The sequence below is a fragment of the Serratia sp. 201 genome (assembly GCF_037027545.1).
Taxonomy (GTDB): domain Bacteria; phylum Pseudomonadota; class Gammaproteobacteria; order Enterobacterales; family Enterobacteriaceae; genus Serratia; species Serratia bockelmannii.
This window is the reverse complement of sequence record NZ_JAXCHC010000002.1, coordinates 1,163,669-1,179,050: the sequence shown is the minus strand read 5'-3', so window position 1 is coordinate 1,179,050 and position 15,382 is coordinate 1,163,669. Positions and strand designations below refer to the sequence as shown.

The following is a 15,382-nucleotide window of genomic DNA, read 5'->3' as shown; positions in this document are numbered from 1 at the left end:
TGCGCCTGGCGCGCGGTTTTTCTTATCCCACCGCCAAAACGCCTCAGCGGGCGCTGGCGGCATTTTCGCTCCTACTCCAGGGAGTGAATCGCCTCTTTATAATGCTTGCGACAGACGGAGACATAGCTCTCGTTACCGCCAATCACCACCTGTTCACCAGCGTGCATCGCCTGGCCGTTTTCATCCAACCGCAACACCATGTTGGCCTTGCGCCCACAGTGACAGATGGTTTTCAATTCCACCAGCTTATCGGCCCAGGCCAGCAAATATTGGCTGCCGGTAAACAGTTCACCGAGAAAATCGGTACGCAGGCCGTAGCACAATACGGGAATGTCCAGTTGGTCCACCACATCGCACAATTGCTCAACCTGCGCCTTGGTCAGGAACTGGCTTTCATCGAGCAGCACACAATGCACCGGCTGCTGTTGATGCTCTTGCTGAATCATGGCGTACAGCATCGAGTCGTTGTTATAGAGCTGGGCCTGCGAGGATAAACCGATGCGCGAGCTGACTTTACCGACGCCAAAGCGGTGATCGATCTCCGCGGTGAACACCAGCGTGCGCATACCACGTTCTTGATAGTTATATGAAGACTGTAGCAGCGCGGTGGACTTGCCGGCATTCATCGCAGAGTAATAAAAATAAAGTTGAGCCATGGCCCCGCAACTCCGATGGTATAAGAAATATTCAAATGTTGATTAGGACGGTAAGTGTACCATAAGCCGCCCCCCGGCTCAGCCCAAAGCGAACGAATATTGCGTTCGCCGTAATAATGCGCTTTCAAGCGAAACATATCGTTCTGTCGGCCCGTTCTTTTTACAGCTATTTACAGGATAATGTATGCCTGTCATCACTATTAATTCTTGCTAATGGTTAACCCCGAACATTTGCCCATTAATGCATAACCTCTTTCACTGCGGCAGGCACCGCAGCCGCGGGAGAGTGCTTGTCTATTATACGTGAGGCCAATACAGGGCATTTAATCACCTTCGCTATCCCCCCGACGTTTCCTGACGCAACCTTTACCTATATACCCCTATTGTTTACAATGTCTGCCTTACCATGGCGTGATTAAGCCCACAGAACTCATTGTAATATTGATATAAATTACGACGATAACTTATCGATGAAAGCCTTGCGACACGCGCCTTTTAAAGCATGCCTGCTGAAATTTTGACTTAAGTGTGGTGAGGATAATAGTTAACAGCCCTTCCTATATTAGTCGGACAGATCCGATTAACGGTTTTTTAAAAGGTAAATTTGAGTATTCAAGTCAATTTGGCTATTGCAGAAAAGAAAATAGCACTCTATTATTATCGAGACGCCCCCCACCAATATAATTTGAGACTAGGACAATGAGCGAAGCATTAAAGATTTTGAACAACATCCGCACTCTGCGCGCCCAGGCAAGAGAATGCACACTGGAAACGCTGGAAGAAATGCTCGAGAAACTGGAAGTTGTTGTGAACGAACGTCGCGAAGAAGACAGCCAGGCTCAAGCAGAAATCGAAGAACGCACTCGTAAACTGCAGCAATACCGCGAAATGCTGATTGCTGATGGTATCGATCCAAATGAGCTGCTGCAAACCATGGCTGCCAACAAGGCTGCCGGCAAAGCAAAGCGTGCAGCACGTCCTGCTAAATACCAATATAAAGATGAAAACGGCGAACTGAAAACCTGGACCGGCCAAGGCCGTACGCCTGCGGTGATTAAGAAAGCTATCGAAGAGCAAGGTAAATCTCTGGACGATTTCCTGCTGTAATAGCGATTCAGTCCGTATCTGAAAGGCTCCCTCCGGGGGGCCTTTTCATTTTAAAGCTTATCGACGTGATCCCACCTCACCCCTCTCCTTTTAGTAAATATCCTAATTCGCAATTTCTTCCCTGCATGGAGCCCCAATGAAAAAAAGGGGCCCTAAGGCCCCTTTATCGCATTTACCCTCGTTCAATTATTGAACCTGGTAGAATGCCTTATACCAATCAACAAAGCGCTTAACACCCTCTTCAACGCTGGTTTCCGGTTTAAAACCAATGTCACGATAAAGCTCTGCGGTATCCGCGCTGGTATCCATCACGTCGCCAGGTTGCATCGGCAGCATATTCTTGCGGGCAGTTACCCCCAAAGCCTGCTCCAACGCCGTGATATATTCCATCAGTTTAACGGGAGCGCTATTGCCGATATTATAAACATGATACGGTGCAGAACTGGTCGCTGACGAACCCTGTTCAACGCTCCATGACGGATCTGCCTGCGGAATAACCGCCTGCAGCCGCACAATCGCCTCGGCGATATCATCGACGTAAGTAAAATCACGGTGCATTTCACCGTGATTATATACATCGATGCTCTCCCCCGCCAATATGGCCTTGGTAAACTTGAACAGCGCCATATCCGGACGCCCCCAGGGGCCATATACGGTAAAGAAGCGTAACCCCGTCGTCGGGAGACCGTATAAATGAGAGTAGCTGTGTGACATCAGCTCATTGGCTTTTTTGGTGGCCGCATACAGTGACACAGGGTGATCGACAGAATCTTCGGTAGCAAACGGCAGCTTGCGATTGAGACCATAAACAGAACTGGAGGAAGCGTAAAGTAAATGCTCGACCTTATTATGGCGGCAGCCTTCCAGAACGTTTAGATGGCCGATCAGGTTGGCGTCCGCATAAGCCAACGGGTTGACCAGCGAATAACGCACGCCGGCTTGTGCACCCAAATGAATGACTCGTTGGAACTGATGCTCGGCGAACAATGCCGCCATACCTTCACGATCGGCCAAATCCAGCTTGATAAAGCGGAATCCCGGCTTATCCGCCAGTCTGTCCAGACGGGCCATTTTCAGGCCCACGTCATAATAGTCATTCAGGTTATCGATGCCGACAACCTGATGCCCTGCGGCCAATAAACGCTCTGCAACGTGATAACCAATAAACCCTGCGGCGCCTGTAACCAGGAATTTCATGCCCACTCCTTAAATAACCGGTTTAATCGAGGCGCCGCGGCCAATCGCGTAATAGGTAAAGCCGCGATTCTCCAAACGCTCAGGATCGTACAGGTTACGTCCATCGAAGATCACCGGCTGCTTCAACGCACTCTTGATCACATCGAAGTCCGGTGCGCGGAAATTCTGCCATTCGGTGCAGATCACCAGAGCATCGGCGCCGTGCAATGCAGCCTCTTTGGTCCCCATCAGCTTCAAGTCGTCGCGCTGGCCATAGATGCGCTGAACTTCGTTCATCGCTTCAGGATCGTAGGCTTGAACGGTGGCGCCGGCAGCCCACAATTGCTCCATCAGCACGCGACTGGATGCTTCACGCATGTCATCGGTATTCGGCTTGAACGCCAGGCCCCACAGCGCAAAGGTTTTCCCCTTCAGATCGCTGCCGAAGTAATCTTTGATAAAGCTGTTCAACTTATCTTTCTGTTGGTAGTTGACCTGCTCTACCGCCTGCAGCAGCTTCGGTTGGTAACCGATCTGCTCCGCCGTGCGGATCAACGCCTGGACATCTTTCGGGAAGCAAGAACCACCGTAGCCGCAGCCAGGGTAGATGAAGTGATAACCGATGCGTGAGTCGGAACCGATGCCCTGACGCACTTTCTCGATGTCCGCACCCAGCATTTCCGCCAGATTGGACATTTCGTTCATAAAGCTGATTTTGGTCGCCAGCATACAGTTGGCGGCGTATTTGGTCAGCTCTGCGCTGCGGATATCCATCATGATCATACGATCGTGATTGCGGTTAAACGGCTCGTACAGTTCGCGAATCGGTTCGATTACCTCTTTATTATCGGTACCGATCACGATGCGCTCAGGGCGCATGCAGTCAGCTACCGCAGCGCCTTCCTTCAGGAATTCAGGGTTGGATACCACGTCGAACGCCACGTTGCTGCCGCGTTTAGCCAGCGTTTCCGCCATCACCTGACGCACCTTGTCCGCCGTACCGACCGGCACGGTGGATTTATCGATCACCACTTTGCGATCGGTCATGTGTTCGGCGATGGTACGTGCAACCGCGGTGACATATTTCAGATCGGCGGAGCCGTCCTCATCCGGCGGCGTGCCGACGGCGATAAACTGGATATTCCCGTGCGCCACGCCCGCTTTGGCATCGGTGGTGAAATGCAGACGCCCAGCCTCATAGTTTTGCTGTACCAGCGGCGTCAGGCCCGGTTCAAAAATCGGGATATTCCCTTTTTTCAGGTTTTCGACTTTTCGCTCATCAACATCAATGCACATAACGTCATGGCCAACTTCAGCCAGTACGGCGGCCTGTACCAGCCCCACATAACCAATACCAAAAACTGTTACTTTCATGTGAAAATCCTAGTTTTTTCAAATTAATACGAAAGATCAAATTACTTCTTGTCAGCGGCAACAACCTGTTGCAGCCACTGAGAAAATTCTTTGCCCAGGCTGGCATGACGCATGCCGTACTCTACAAAAGCCTGCATGTACCCCAACTTGTTACCGCAGTCATGGCTTACGCCCTTCAGGTGATACGCTTCCACCGTTTCCTGCTGCATCAACATTTCGATACTGTCAGTCAGCTGAATTTCGTCGCCGGCGCCAGGGGGCGTTTTAGCCAACAGCGGCCAAATATCGGCGGATAACACGTAACGACCGACAATCGCCAGGTTGGAAGGGGCTTTATCCGGCGAAGGTTTCTCAACCACACTCACCATCGGCGCACTTTCGCCCGGTTGCAAAGCAACGCCCTTACAGTCGGCTACGCCGTAGTTTCCGACATCTTTATGCGGCACGGGTTCAACCATGATCTGGCTGACGCCGGTAGTTTCGAAGCGCTGCAGCATTTCGCGGAGGTTGTCTTTTTTCGGATCGGCGCTGTATTCGTCGAGGATCACGTCCGGCAACACCACCGCCACCGGTTCATCGCCCACCATCGGGTAGGCACACATAATCGCGTGCCCCAGGCCTTTGGCATTGCCCTGACGAACCTGCATCACGGTAACGCCTTTCGGGCAGATCGACTGCACTTCATCAAGCAATTGGCGCTTGACGCGTTTTTCCAGCATCGCTTCAAGTTCGAAACTGGTATCAAAATGGTTTTCGATCGAGTTCTTGGAGGAGTGGGTGACCAGCACAATCTCGTTAATCCCCGCCGCAATGCACTCATTAACGACGTATTGGATCAGCGGTTTATCAACCAGCGGCAGCATTTCTTTCGGAATGGCTTTGGTGGCCGGCAACATCCGCGTACCCAAGCCTGCAACCGGGATCACGGCTTTTCTGACTTTGCGATTTACAGCAGGCATTATTTCCTCTCTTGAAGCTAAAGCGCTCATTTTATGAGCTTGGGCTCAATATAAAAAACCTTCGGAGTATACCAGCTTATGCGCGCCTGGCATTAACCAGAACACAAATAGAAAACATTTAGGACTATTACCCGTTCGGATAATCGGGAGAATAAATAAACGGTTTAATTACCGATAAGTGAATAGCTTAAGATCTCGCCGTTCGTTGCCTGTTATTCAGCGCTGAGCATCAGCCGCAACCGACCACCGCTTCCCCATACCTGACACTGCCAGGCAGTGCAGCGCTGGCTGATCTGATTCATGTAGGTAGCCCCCAGCGTCCCCAGTGGCACGCCATTGCTCAGCTGGATTTGATTGTCACCGGTATTGACGTTGGCATGCAGCCCGGCAGAAACCAGAATCAGGTTTTTATTTTCGGCGTGATAATATCCCAGCAACAGCGGGAATTGACCGTCTAATTTCCCCTGCCGCAATAATTGATTAACCTGCTTTAACAATGCCGACATTTGCGGCAGACGATGCTGTTGATTAGCCAGATGGTCTTGCAGCAGCCCATTAAATAATGCACGCAACAGCAATGCCGCCAATACGCCATTATCGCCGGCGCGCGTGACGTCCAGGCAATAGAATGCCAGATCCTTTTCTGACAAAGCGGCGATATCCAGCACCAGGCCAGGATTTTCGCCGGTGGTTAACTGCCGATAGTTGATCCGGCAATGCGCAATAGTCTGCTGTACCGGCGGTTGCAATTGTTTAAGCAGTTTGACGGCTTCGGAGGGATTTTTGCTCAACGCATCCCAGTCCTGAAACAGTTCAACCTCCTCAATCGCCTGGGAAGTGAACATATTGGGGTATAAGCATGCCAACACCGCTTCACGCAGGCGATTGAGATCGGTCAGCGGCTTGAGCAGCACGTCCTGCACGCCCAACCTCAGCACCTTGGCGATGTCAGCCATCTTGTCGGTGGCCGAGATCACCAGCACCGGGATTTGCAGCCCCTGCAAACGCAGGTGCTCAACGAATTCGATCCCCCCCATTTCCGGCATCGCGAGATCGCACAGGATCAGATCCGGCTTGAAGTCATCGACGGCACCCAGCGCCTGTATACCGTTGGTCGCCTCGCCGGTTTCAGCACCCAGTGAGGCCAAATAACCGACCAGCACTGAACGAAAAACCTGTTCGTCCTCAACGATCAAGATGCGCTTGTGAGTAAGTGGTAATGCCATCAGCCGAGCCTCGTCCCTTTCCATAGTGTAATAGTGGCTCAAAAAGGTCACTTATGCTCGTCTGAAACAGACTGACCGCGCATTGCCAACCGAGAACCGAGAATTATCTATTTTTTATCAACGGCAACAACCGATCCAGTTGTTTTTCCACCGCAAGCAACCCCGCTGCGATCGCTTCATCGGCGCGGTGGAAATCCAGCGTCGAGATTTGCGGACAAAAAGGTTGAATCAACACATCCGGCGGATCGCTCGCCATCCGATTACGCTTCAGGCGATTTTCCAGCATTTGAATCGAGGTGCTCATGATCTCCATCGCCGTCGGCGCCGTCGTCGGTTTGCGCTTACGCATTCTGCCGACGCGTTCCCGCAGACGCCCGCGCCAGGTCGCCGCAGGCGCATCGTTCGGGCTTTCTTCCTCGATACGTATCGAGAACAGATCCTGCTGCATCAGATGCGCATCATGCTGCAGATCGACCGCGATGACGATATCGGCGCCCATGGCGCGGCAAAGCGACACCGGCACAGGATTGACCACCGCGCCATCCACCAGCCAATAGCCGTCGGCCCATACCGGCGCCAACAGGCCAGGCATACTGCAGGAGGCGCGTATCGCCTGATGAATATCGCCTTCGGTCAGCCACAGCTCGCGCCCGGTGCTGAGATTGGTGGTCACGGCACCGAACTTCAACGCACAATCGGCGATATCATTGACCTTCAGCAGCTGTCCGACGGCGTTAAACACCCGCTCGCCGCGCAACAGGCCGCCGCGCTGCCAGGAAAAATCCATCAGGCGAATGACGTCCCAATAGCTGAACGATCGCACCCACTGCTCCATCGCCGGCAGACGATGGCTGGCGAACGCCGCGCCCACCAACGCGCCGACAGAACAGCCGGCAACGACATCAACCTCAATCCCCAATTTCTTTATCGCATTGATCACGCCGATGTGCGCCCAGCCTTTGGCCGAGCCCGCTCCCAGCGCCAGTCCGATCTTGATTTGCCGCATCGCGCCATCCTCAGGGTGAAAGGTGTTCTCTGCTTTCAGGGTAGATTGTCACTGACGAATATTGTTAGGTAACATATGCGCTAAATTCATTTTCTGCCTCGTGTTCTCAGGAGTTATTTTGCCCGAATTATGCCCATGCGGCAGCGGACTGGCGTATAACGCGTGCTGCGCCCCTTTTATCAGCGGCAATCAGCCAGCGCCGACGCCCGGCCAGCTGATGCGTTCACGCTTCACCGCCTACGTGAGTCATAACGTCGACTATCTGATCGCCACCTGGCACCCCGACTGCGGTGCCGAAGCGTGGCGCAATGCAATCGTCGACAGTTTTAAGAATACCGAATGGCTGGGCCTGACGGTCGTGGAAGAGAAAGCCGGTCATGAGCCGGATGAAGGCTTCGTCGAATTCATCGCCCGTTTTACCGATGGCGAAAGCGGCGAACCGCAAGCGATGCATGAGCGCTCACGCTTCCTTCGTCGCGATCAACGTTGGTATTATATCGACGGTACCAAACCCCAGCCCGGCAGAAATGCGATGTGTCCCTGTGGCTCAGGGAAAAAATATAAGAAGTGCTGCGGGCGCTAACCGGCCGGCGCTTCACGTTTACGCCTGCGCAGACAGGCCGTTCAGTATCAGACAGGATCCTCAAACCCATGCCACACCAAAATGTACAACGAAAAGTGTTACGCACCATCTGCCCGGACGCCAAAGGGCTGATCGCCAAGATCACCAACATCTGTTACAAGCACGAACTCAATATCGTCCAGAATAATGAGTTCGTCGATCACCGCACCGGGCGTTTCTTTATGCGCACCGAGCTGGAAGGCATTTTCAACGACAACACGCTGCTGGCCGATCTGGACAGCGCGCTGCCGGAAGGTTCGCTGCGCGAGCTGCACAGCACCGGGCGCCGGCGCATCGTGGTGCTGGTCACCAAAGAGGCCCACTGCCTGGGCGATCTGTTGATGAAAAGCGCCTATGGTGGCCTCGACGTTGAAATTGCCGCCGTGATCGGCAACCACGACACGCTGCAAACGCTGGTGGAGCGTTTCGATATTCCTTTCCATCTGGTGAGCCACGAAGGCTTGACGCGGGAACAGCATGACCGCGAAATGACGGCCAAGATCGATCAATATCAGCCGGATTACGTCGTGTTGGCCAAATATATGCGCGTGCTGACGCCGGCCTTCGTGCAACATTATCCGAACCAGGTGATCAACATTCACCATTCGTTCCTGCCGGCGTTTATCGGCGCACGCCCTTATCACCAGGCCTATGAGCGCGGGGTAAAAATCATCGGCGCCACCGCCCACTACGTTAACGACAATCTCGACGAAGGCCCGATCATCATGCAGGACGTGATCCACGTCGATCACACCTATTCCGCCGAGGATATGATGCGCGCCGGCCGCGACGTAGAGAAAAACGTGCTCAGCCGCGCGCTTTATCAGGTGTTGGCGCAGCGCGTCTTCGTCTACGGCAACCGCACCGTTATTCTGTAATCGCTCAATAAATCGGTGCATTTCGTTCAGGGATGCACCGCCAAGAATAAAAAAACGGCAAACGATTCATTTTCTGCATTTCAATGCTTTACACATCCGCTTCATTTGATATGATGCGCCCCGCTTACCGAGACAGCGCTCTCGCAAGCAAGGCCAGTTAAATAGCCATGTATATGGTGGGGTTCCCGAGCGGCCAAAGGGAGCAGACTGTAAATCTGCCGTCACTGACTTCGAAGGTTCGAATCCTTCCCCCACCACCATCTTTTCGTTGCTGATACGCACTGAGTTTAAGCGAGTCAGAAAGGGAAGGATAACGCGCTTTAGCGCGGCCCAAAGGGTGAGGAACGAAGTGACGAATAATCCTTCCCCCACCACCATCTTCTCTCCGCCAGGAGCGAAGACGCAGTAAAGAAACCGGCCAGGTTTCTTCTGGATAAAACCAGAACAACAATTTGTAAATCCATGAATACCATGGTGGGGTTCCCGAGCGGCCAAAGGGAGCAGACTGTAAATCTGCCGTCACAGACTTCGAAGGTTCGAATCCTTCCCCCACCACCATCTCTTGCAAAAATCCCCAAACCGAATTAAAAGCACAGCGCCTCCATAATGTTCCGTATTGGGGAAGGATGAGAAGCTTCGACCAAGGTTCGAGTCTCACGCAGTGAGACAACGCGCTTCAGCGCGGCCCGCAGGGTGAGTCGCACAGCGACGAATCATCCTTCCCCCACCACCATCTCTTGCAAAAATCCCCAAACCAAATTAAAAACACATCGCCTCCATAATGTTCCGTATTGGGGAAGGATGAGAAGCTTCGACCAAGGTTCGAGTCTCACGCAGTGAGACAACGCGCTTCAGCGCGGCCCGCAGGGTGAGTCGCACAGCGATGAATCATCCTTCCCCCACCACCATCTCTTGCAGAAAAATCCAAACCCTACTTAAAACTCGTTGCATCCAATGTTCTCGTATCAATAAATCAAGTTATCTCCCCTTATTAACCGCTTCCATCCAGACGTTTTATTTCTCTCCTCCGCCCGTAACTTGAACTCCGGCCGACAATTCGCTATACCACTGGCTTCTTTAGTGCAGTAAGGAACAGGTGGATGCGAAACAATATTTGCGTTTTTTGTGGCGCCAGTGAGGGCGTCAATCCCGCTTATGCCGAGCAGGCTCGTCAACTGGGGCAGCTGCTGGCCGCTCAGGGGCGCCGTTTAATCTACGGCGGCGGCAAAAAAGGATTGATGGGGATCGTGGCAGACGCGGTGTTGGCAGCGGGCGGTGAAGCTGTCGGCATTATCCCCGAGCGCCTGGTGGAAGCGGAAACGGCGCATCGTGGCCTGACGGAACTGGAAGTGGTACCCGATATGCATACGCGCAAAGCCCGTATGGCGGCGCTGGCGGACAGTTTTATCGCCCTGCCCGGCGGCATCGGCACGCTGGAAGAGCTGTTTGAAATCTGGACCTGGGGGCAAATCGGCTATCACAACAAACCGGTCGGCCTGCTGAACGTCAACGGATTCTACCGCCCACTGAGCCAGTTCCTCGAGCACGTCGCCGATCAGGGTTTCATGCGCCACGACTATCTCGGTACCCTGCACATCAGTGAATCGGCACAAACGCTGCTGCAACAGTTTGACGACTATCAACCTAAAAATTACGACCGCTGGGCGAAATAAACCCGCTGCGCAGTCAGCGGTCCCGCCGCTGTCTGCGTTACATTTCCCGCCAAACTCTGCTACTATCACAGCACATTTTTCTCGTGAAAACGGCACCGCTCATGAAGTTTGTCTCTTTTAATATCAATGGACTGCGCGCGCGTCCGCATCAGCTGGCGGCAATTATCGAACAGCACCAGCCCGACGTGATCGGTCTGCAGGAAACCAAAGTTCACGATGACATGTTCCCATTGGAAGACGTCAGCCAACACGGCTACCACGTATTCTATCACGGGCAAAAAGGCCATTACGGCGTGGCGCTGCTGACCAAAGCGGAGCCTCTGGCCGTGCACCGCGGTTTCCCGACCGATGAAGAAGATGCGCAGCGTCGCATCATCATGGCCGATCTGGCTACGCCACAGGGCACGCTGACGGTGATCAACGGCTACTTCCCGCAAGGTGAAAGCCGCGACCATCCGAGCAAATTCCCGGCTAAAACGCGGTTTTATCAGGACCTGCAAAATTACCTGGAGCAACAGCTGTCGGCAGAATCCCCGGTGCTGATCATGGGCGACATGAATATCAGCCCCAGCGATTACGATATCGGCATCGGCGAAGACAACCGCAAACGCTGGCTGCGCACCGGTAAATGCTCCTTCCTGCCGGAAGAACGTGAATGGATGGACCGCCTGCTGAACTGGGGCCTGGTGGATACCTACCGCCACGCCAACCCGGGGCGCAGCGACGAATTCTCGTGGTTCGACTACCGCTCCAAAGGGTTCGACGACAACCGCGGCCTGCGTATCGATCTGCTGCTCGCCAGCACCCCGCTGGCTTCGCGCTGCATCGCCACCGGCATCGATTACCAAACCCGTGGTATGGAGAAACCTTCCGACCATGCACCGGTCTGGGCGGAATTTACGCTGTAACCCCATCACCCCGGCGCTCGCCGGGGTTTTACTCTGTGAAGCCAATGAAAATTATCGACGTGGTAGCCGCCATTCTGGAAAAAAATGGCCGTATTTTGCTGGCCCAGCGCGGCGCAGACAGCGACCAGGCCGGTCTGTGGGAATTCCCCGGCGGCAAGGTTGAAGCCGGCGAAAGCCAGCCAGAGGCGCTGGCGCGCGAGCTGGATGAAGAATTGGGAATTTGCGCCCGTATCGGCAACTATGTGGGCAGCAATCAGTGGCAGCAAGGCGAACGCCTCATCCGGCTGCACGCCTGGCAAGTCGCAGAGTTCTCCGGTGAACTGCAACAGCGCTGCCACTCGGCGCTGGTCTGGGTCACGCCGCAACAGGCGCAGGAATACGCTCTGGCACCCGCTGACATTCCACTGCTGGCGGGCTATATCGCCGCGCAAGGCGATGTACGCTGAGCGCGGCGATAGGTTACATCGTCACTTCTTCAATCGCACCCAAATCAAGGGGTTGGTGCCGATGGTGTTAGGCTCACGCACGCACTGCAGCACTTCTCCTTCAACTTTAAGCACCGCGCCCTCGGAATAGTTCTGGTTCTGGTAGACGCAACAGCGGTTGCAGGGCTGCGCCGGCGGCGGGTTGACGCCGCTTTTGGCCGTGCCCCAGATCTCCGGCGAAACCGGCAACACCACGTCCACATCGCCCCGGTTGGCGGCCGCCAGGCCGCAGTACGCCAGGGCAGCGGCAGCCAGCACCCCAGTGAGTCCACGCTTCATTCACTTTTCTCCTGCGCCTTGCCGGCGCTTTTCCTGCGTTTTTTGCCCCCGCTGGAGGGCGGCGGCGGCAATCCACGAAACGCCATGCTCGCCCGGCTCTGCTTGGCCTGATAAATCAGCTCTTGCAGCGTGCCGACCAACGGCTGCATAAAGTCCTGATAGCGGCAGGATTTCTCGCTGATTTGCGTCAGCGTGGCTTCCCAGTTTGCCGTCATATCAGGGCGTGCAGCAAGATCCGGCAGCGAGTGAATCAACGCGCGCCCGGTTTCGCTGGAGTGAATATAGCGTCCCTTCTTGTACAGAAACGCCCGCTTGAACAGCAATTCGATGATCCCCGCTCGCGTCGCTTCCGTACCTAAACCATCGGTCGCTCGCAGGATTTTCTTTAGCGCTTTATCTTGTACGAACCGCGCGATGCCGGTCATGGCCGACAACAGGCTGGCGTCGGTAAACGGCCGCGGGGGCTGCGTCTGGCGCTCCACCACTTCACCGCGCTCACACAGCAGCTCATCATCTTTAGCCACCACCGGCAACGGTGCGCCCTCATTTTCCTCGTCGCGTTCCTTGCTGCCCAGCAGCGTACGCCAACCGGCCTCCGCCAGGAAACGCGCCTTGGCGATGAATTTGCCGCCGGCGATATCCAGCTCGATCACGCATTTGCGGAACACCGCATCCGGACAAAACTGCATCAGATACTGGCGCGCCACCAGCCCATACACGTTCCGTTCATCCTGCGTCAGGTTAATCTTGCCGGCACGGGCGGTAGGAATGATAGCGTGGTGCGCATCGACCTTTTTGTCGTCCCAGCAGCGGTTGCGGCGATCGCTGTCGATCACCGGCTGCGGGTACAGTTCAGGCTGGTGCACGCTGATGGCGTTCAGCACCGCATGGCGGCCAGCGAAATGTTCTTCCGGCAGGTAGCGACAGTCGGAACGCGGATAGGTGATCAATTTATGGGTTTCGTACAGCCGCTGGCAAACGTCCAGCACCTGTTGGGCGCTGAGGTTATAACGCCGGGCCGCTTCAATTTGCAGCGTGGAGAGCGAAAACGGCAGCGGCGCAGTATCTGATTCCCGTTTATCGTTATAGGACGTGACCAGCGCCGGCTGGCCCTCGATGCGCTTGACCACGTGCTCCGCCAACGGCCGGTGCAGCAAACGCCCCTCTTCATCCTGATAAGGTTCGCAGGAGTCGCTGGGTTGCCACAGCGCCACGAAGCGTTCTTCTTTCGGCGTAACGATGTGCGCCTTGACCTCAAAGAAATCTTTCGGCACGAAGTTTTCGATCTCTTCATCGCGCCGCACCACCAATCCCAGCACCGGCGTCTGCACCCTGCCCACCGACAGCACACCGTCGTAACCGGCGTTGCGGCCCAGCAGCGTATAAGCGCGGGTCATATTGATGCCGTACAGCCAGTCTGCGCGCGAACGTGCCAGCGCAGACACGCACAGCGGGATAAAGTCTCGGTTGTCGCGCAGCCGCTCGACCGCGCGCTCCACCGCCTGCGGGTTGAGATCGTTGATCAGACAGCGGCGCACGTTCTGGCGCTTCTCCGCCGTCAAATCCAGGTAGTCCAGCACCTCATCCACCAGCAGTTGCCCTTCGCGATCCGGGTCGCCGGCGTGAACCACTTCATCGGCTTCAAGCAGCAACTTTTTAATGGCGTTGAGCTGTTTACTGACCGAAGGCCGCGGCTGCAACCGCCATTTTTCGGGAATGATCGGCAGATCCGCCAACGACCAGCGCGCATAGCGGCTGTCATAAGCGTCAGGCTGAGCCTGCTCCAACAGGTGGCCGACGCACCAGGTCACCACGTCGTTGTTGCCACAGGCGATATACCCGTCGCCGCGGCGATGCGGCTTGGGCAAGACGTCGGCAATGGCGCGCGCCAAACTCGGTTTCTCGGCTATGAACAGTCGCATTATTCACCGTTTTTCTGGCTGAACGTCATCAAGAATTCTCTTACTTCTGCATAGTTCCCACGGAAGACAATCCGCTGGGCTTTCTTTTCCAACTGATAGCAATACATCGGATCGTAGTACTGCTGCAACAGGGGCGCCAGCCACTCGCGGTGCGCCTCGCCCTGGCCGCTGAGCCGCTGTGTCCGCAGCGCCGCTTCCAGTCGTTGCGTCAGCTGCTGGAAGCGTTCCAGCCCCAGGCGGCGGCGTATGGCGAACAGACCGTGGTGCAGATAGTCGTCGTACTGTCGCCAGCCGTCTTCCACACCATAGGCCTGTTCGAACTGTTCGCGCATGCCGTCGATATATTCCGCCTGCAGACGCGCCAGACGAATGTCGAACGGATCGTCGATCACCGCCACCGGCGCCTGCTGCATCCCATTGAACAGCGGCAGCGGCAGATTGTTGCTGCCGATGATCCGCCCTTCGTCTTCCAGCACCCAACGGCGGCTGCCACCATGCTGTTTTTTCAGCAATAACACAGCCAGACGATTCTCAAAATCGATCTGCGAGCTCTGGCCCGCCAGCGTTCGACCAAAAGATGAACCGCGATGGCGCGCCATGCCTTCCAGATCGACGCCGTCGGCCAGTTCGTTGACCAGCAACGTCTTGCCGCTGCCGGTATTGCCGCCCACCAGGGCCATCGGCAATGCCGCGCTTTGCGCCAGCACGCCGAGCAAATAATTGCGCAGCGCCTTATAACCGCCAATGATACGCGGGTACTCGACGCCGGCCTCATGCAGCCATTGCTGCACCAGCTGCGAGCGCAGCCCGCCGCGGAAGCAGTAAATATAGCCTTCGGGCCGCTCTGCGCAGGCCGCCAGCCAGGCGGCGGTGCGCTGTTCGCGCAGTTTGCCGTTCACCAGGCTGTGGCCGAGCGCGATCGCCGCTTGTTCCCCATGCTGCTTATAGCAGGTGCCGACCGCCTGGCGTTCGCTGTCGATCATCAGCGGCAGATTCAGTGCCTGAGCGAAGGCGCCCTGCTGAAACTCGATCGGTGCGCGCACGTCAATCAGCGGCACGTCCTGCAGGAAAATGCGTTGGTAATCGTCGCTGTCCGCCCTTCCTTGCATGT

The 15,382-nt window shown here is 55.3% G+C and carries 15 protein-coding genes, 2 tRNA genes and 2 other RNA genes; 10 read left to right on the top strand and 9 right to left on the bottom strand.

Annotation, left to right across the window (positions count from 1 at the left end; all coding sequences use genetic code 11):
• Positions 1 to 71: 71 nt before the first annotated feature.
• A complete protein-coding gene (locus tag WA302_RS13870) occupies positions 72 to 656 on the bottom strand; it encodes a thymidine kinase (protein ID WP_015378091.1) in 585 nt (194 codons plus the stop codon).
• Positions 657 to 1,355: 699 nt separating this feature from the next.
• Between WA302_RS13870 and hns the strand changes: the two genes are divergently transcribed.
• Complete coding sequence (gene hns / locus WA302_RS13865) at positions 1,356 to 1,763, top strand: histone-like nucleoid-structuring protein H-NS (RefSeq protein ID WP_004932170.1); 408 nt, start codon at positions 1,356 to 1,358, stop codon at positions 1,761 to 1,763.
• A gap of 186 nt (positions 1,764 to 1,949) precedes the next feature.
• On the opposite strand, the gene WA302_RS13860 is transcribed toward hns, so the two are convergent.
• The 5 genes from WA302_RS13860 to rssA all read right to left on the bottom strand — a co-directional run bounded on the left by WA302_RS13860 (position 1,950) and on the right by rssA (position 7,504).
• Entirely contained in the window at positions 1,950 to 2,960 is a 1,011-nt protein-coding gene (locus WA302_RS13860; RefSeq protein ID WP_147823878.1) for an NAD-dependent epimerase, read from the bottom strand.
• Between the two features lie 9 nt (positions 2,961 to 2,969).
• Positions 2,970 to 4,313, bottom strand: coding sequence for a UDP-glucose dehydrogenase family protein (locus WA302_RS13855; protein WP_025303078.1), 1,344 nt, complete (start codon positions 4,311 to 4,313; stop codon positions 2,970 to 2,972).
• 41 nt (positions 4,314 to 4,354) lie between these two features.
• Entirely contained in the window at positions 4,355 to 5,272 is a 918-nt protein-coding gene (gene galU / locus WA302_RS13850; protein ID WP_025303079.1) for a UTP--glucose-1-phosphate uridylyltransferase GalU, read from the bottom strand.
• 212 nt (positions 5,273 to 5,484) lie between these two features.
• Complete coding sequence (gene rssB / locus WA302_RS13845; protein ID WP_025303080.1) at positions 5,485 to 6,498, bottom strand: two-component system response regulator RssB; 1,014 nt, start codon at positions 6,496 to 6,498, stop codon at positions 5,485 to 5,487.
• A gap of 103 nt (positions 6,499 to 6,601) precedes the next feature.
• Positions 6,602 to 7,504: a patatin-like phospholipase RssA gene (gene rssA, locus WA302_RS13840; RefSeq protein WP_336064242.1), complete on the bottom strand. Its 903-nt coding sequence runs from the start codon at positions 7,502 to 7,504 to the stop codon at positions 6,602 to 6,604.
• A gap of 118 nt (positions 7,505 to 7,622) precedes the next feature.
• On the opposite strand from rssA, the gene WA302_RS13835 reads away from it, so the two are divergent.
• The 9 genes from WA302_RS13835 to WA302_RS13795 all read left to right on the top strand — a co-directional run bounded on the left by WA302_RS13835 (position 7,623) and on the right by WA302_RS13795 (position 12,031).
• The gene (locus WA302_RS13835; protein WP_025303082.1) at positions 7,623 to 8,087 is read left to right on the top strand and encodes a YchJ family protein; all 465 of its coding nucleotides are present in this window, start codon (positions 7,623 to 7,625) and stop codon (positions 8,085 to 8,087) included.
• Between the two features lie 68 nt (positions 8,088 to 8,155).
• Positions 8,156 to 9,004: a formyltetrahydrofolate deformylase gene (gene purU, locus WA302_RS13830; RefSeq protein ID WP_004932187.1), complete on the top strand. Its 849-nt coding sequence runs from the start codon at positions 8,156 to 8,158 to the stop codon at positions 9,002 to 9,004.
• A 175-nt stretch (positions 9,005 to 9,179) separates the two neighbouring features.
• Positions 9,180 to 9,264, top strand: a tRNA-Tyr gene (locus tag WA302_RS13825).
• A 213-nt stretch (positions 9,265 to 9,477) separates the two neighbouring features.
• Positions 9,478 to 9,562: transfer RNA gene (locus tag WA302_RS13820), tRNA-Tyr, on the top strand.
• 47 nt (positions 9,563 to 9,609) lie between these two features.
• Positions 9,610 to 9,737, top strand: a non-coding RNA gene (locus tag WA302_RS13815) — RtT sRNA.
• 47 nt (positions 9,738 to 9,784) lie between these two features.
• A non-coding RNA gene (locus tag WA302_RS13810) (RtT sRNA) lies at positions 9,785 to 9,912 on the top strand.
• 192 nt (positions 9,913 to 10,104) lie between these two features.
• The gene (locus WA302_RS13805) at positions 10,105 to 10,677 is read left to right on the top strand and encodes a TIGR00730 family Rossman fold protein (protein WP_004932190.1); all 573 of its coding nucleotides are present in this window, start codon (positions 10,105 to 10,107) and stop codon (positions 10,675 to 10,677) included.
• A gap of 101 nt (positions 10,678 to 10,778) precedes the next feature.
• Positions 10,779 to 11,585 carry an exodeoxyribonuclease III gene (gene xthA, locus WA302_RS13800; RefSeq protein WP_336064238.1) on the top strand — a complete coding sequence of 269 codons (807 nt, stop codon included), beginning with the start codon at positions 10,779 to 10,781 and terminating at the stop codon, positions 11,583 to 11,585.
• A 44-nt stretch (positions 11,586 to 11,629) separates the two neighbouring features.
• Entirely contained in the window at positions 11,630 to 12,031 is a 402-nt protein-coding gene (locus tag WA302_RS13795; RefSeq protein ID WP_197836952.1) for a pyrimidine (deoxy)nucleoside triphosphate diphosphatase, read from the top strand.
• A gap of 21 nt (positions 12,032 to 12,052) precedes the next feature.
• Here WA302_RS13795 and WA302_RS13790 read toward each other — a convergent pair whose 3' ends face one another.
• From WA302_RS13790 to mnmH, 3 genes are read right to left on the bottom strand one after another with little or no spacing between them, the layout of a single operon-like run.
• Positions 12,053 to 12,349: a YnjH family protein gene (locus WA302_RS13790; RefSeq protein WP_261456417.1), complete on the bottom strand. Its 297-nt coding sequence runs from the start codon at positions 12,347 to 12,349 to the stop codon at positions 12,053 to 12,055.
• Positions 12,346 to 14,271 carry a DNA topoisomerase III gene (locus WA302_RS13785; RefSeq protein WP_043142985.1) on the bottom strand — a complete coding sequence of 642 codons (1,926 nt, stop codon included), beginning with the start codon at positions 14,269 to 14,271 and terminating at the stop codon, positions 12,346 to 12,348. The genes WA302_RS13790 and WA302_RS13785 overlap by 4 nt, the downstream gene beginning before the upstream one ends.
• Positions 14,271 to 15,380, bottom strand: coding sequence for a tRNA 2-selenouridine(34) synthase MnmH (gene mnmH, locus WA302_RS13780; RefSeq protein ID WP_261456418.1), 1,110 nt, complete (start codon positions 15,378 to 15,380; stop codon positions 14,271 to 14,273). Before mnmH ends, WA302_RS13785 begins: the two co-directional genes overlap by 1 nt.
• Between the last annotated feature and the right edge of the window lie 2 nt (positions 15,381 to 15,382).

Bases quoted from the DNA above. Each gene is read 5' to 3' on its own strand.
- WA302_RS13855 (WP_025303078.1), bottom strand. From the start codon at position 4,313: ATGAAAGTAACAGTTTTTGGTATTGGTTATGTGGGGCTGGTACAGGCC.
- xthA (WP_336064238.1), top strand. From the start codon at position 10,779: ATGAAGTTTGTCTCTTTTAATATCAATGGACTGCGCGCGCGTCCGCAT.
- mnmH (WP_261456418.1), bottom strand. From the start codon at position 15,380: ATGCAAGGAAGGGCGGACAGCGACGATTACCAACGCATTTTCCTGCAG.
- hns (WP_004932170.1), top strand. From the start codon at position 1,356: ATGAGCGAAGCATTAAAGATTTTGAACAACATCCGCACTCTGCGCGCC.
- WA302_RS13790 (WP_261456417.1), bottom strand. From the start codon at position 12,349: ATGAAGCGTGGACTCACTGGGGTGCTGGCTGCCGCTGCCCTGGCGTAC.
- WA302_RS13860 (WP_147823878.1), bottom strand. From the start codon at position 2,960: ATGAAATTCCTGGTTACAGGCGCCGCAGGGTTTATTGGTTATCACGTT.
- WA302_RS13785 (WP_043142985.1), bottom strand. From the start codon at position 14,271: ATGCGACTGTTCATAGCCGAGAAACCGAGTTTGGCGCGCGCCATTGCC.
- rssB (WP_025303080.1), bottom strand. From the start codon at position 6,498: ATGGCATTACCACTTACTCACAAGCGCATCTTGATCGTTGAGGACGAA.
- galU (WP_025303079.1), bottom strand. From the start codon at position 5,272: ATGCCTGCTGTAAATCGCAAAGTCAGAAAAGCCGTGATCCCGGTTGCA.
- WA302_RS13805 (WP_004932190.1), top strand. From the start codon at position 10,105: ATGCGAAACAATATTTGCGTTTTTTGTGGCGCCAGTGAGGGCGTCAAT.
- WA302_RS13870 (WP_015378091.1), bottom strand. From the start codon at position 656: ATGGCTCAACTTTATTTTTATTACTCTGCGATGAATGCCGGCAAGTCC.
- rssA (WP_336064242.1), bottom strand. From the start codon at position 7,504: ATGCGGCAAATCAAGATCGGACTGGCGCTGGGAGCGGGCTCGGCCAAA.
- WA302_RS13795 (WP_197836952.1), top strand. From the start codon at position 11,630: ATGAAAATTATCGACGTGGTAGCCGCCATTCTGGAAAAAAATGGCCGT.
- purU (WP_004932187.1), top strand. From the start codon at position 8,156: ATGCCACACCAAAATGTACAACGAAAAGTGTTACGCACCATCTGCCCG.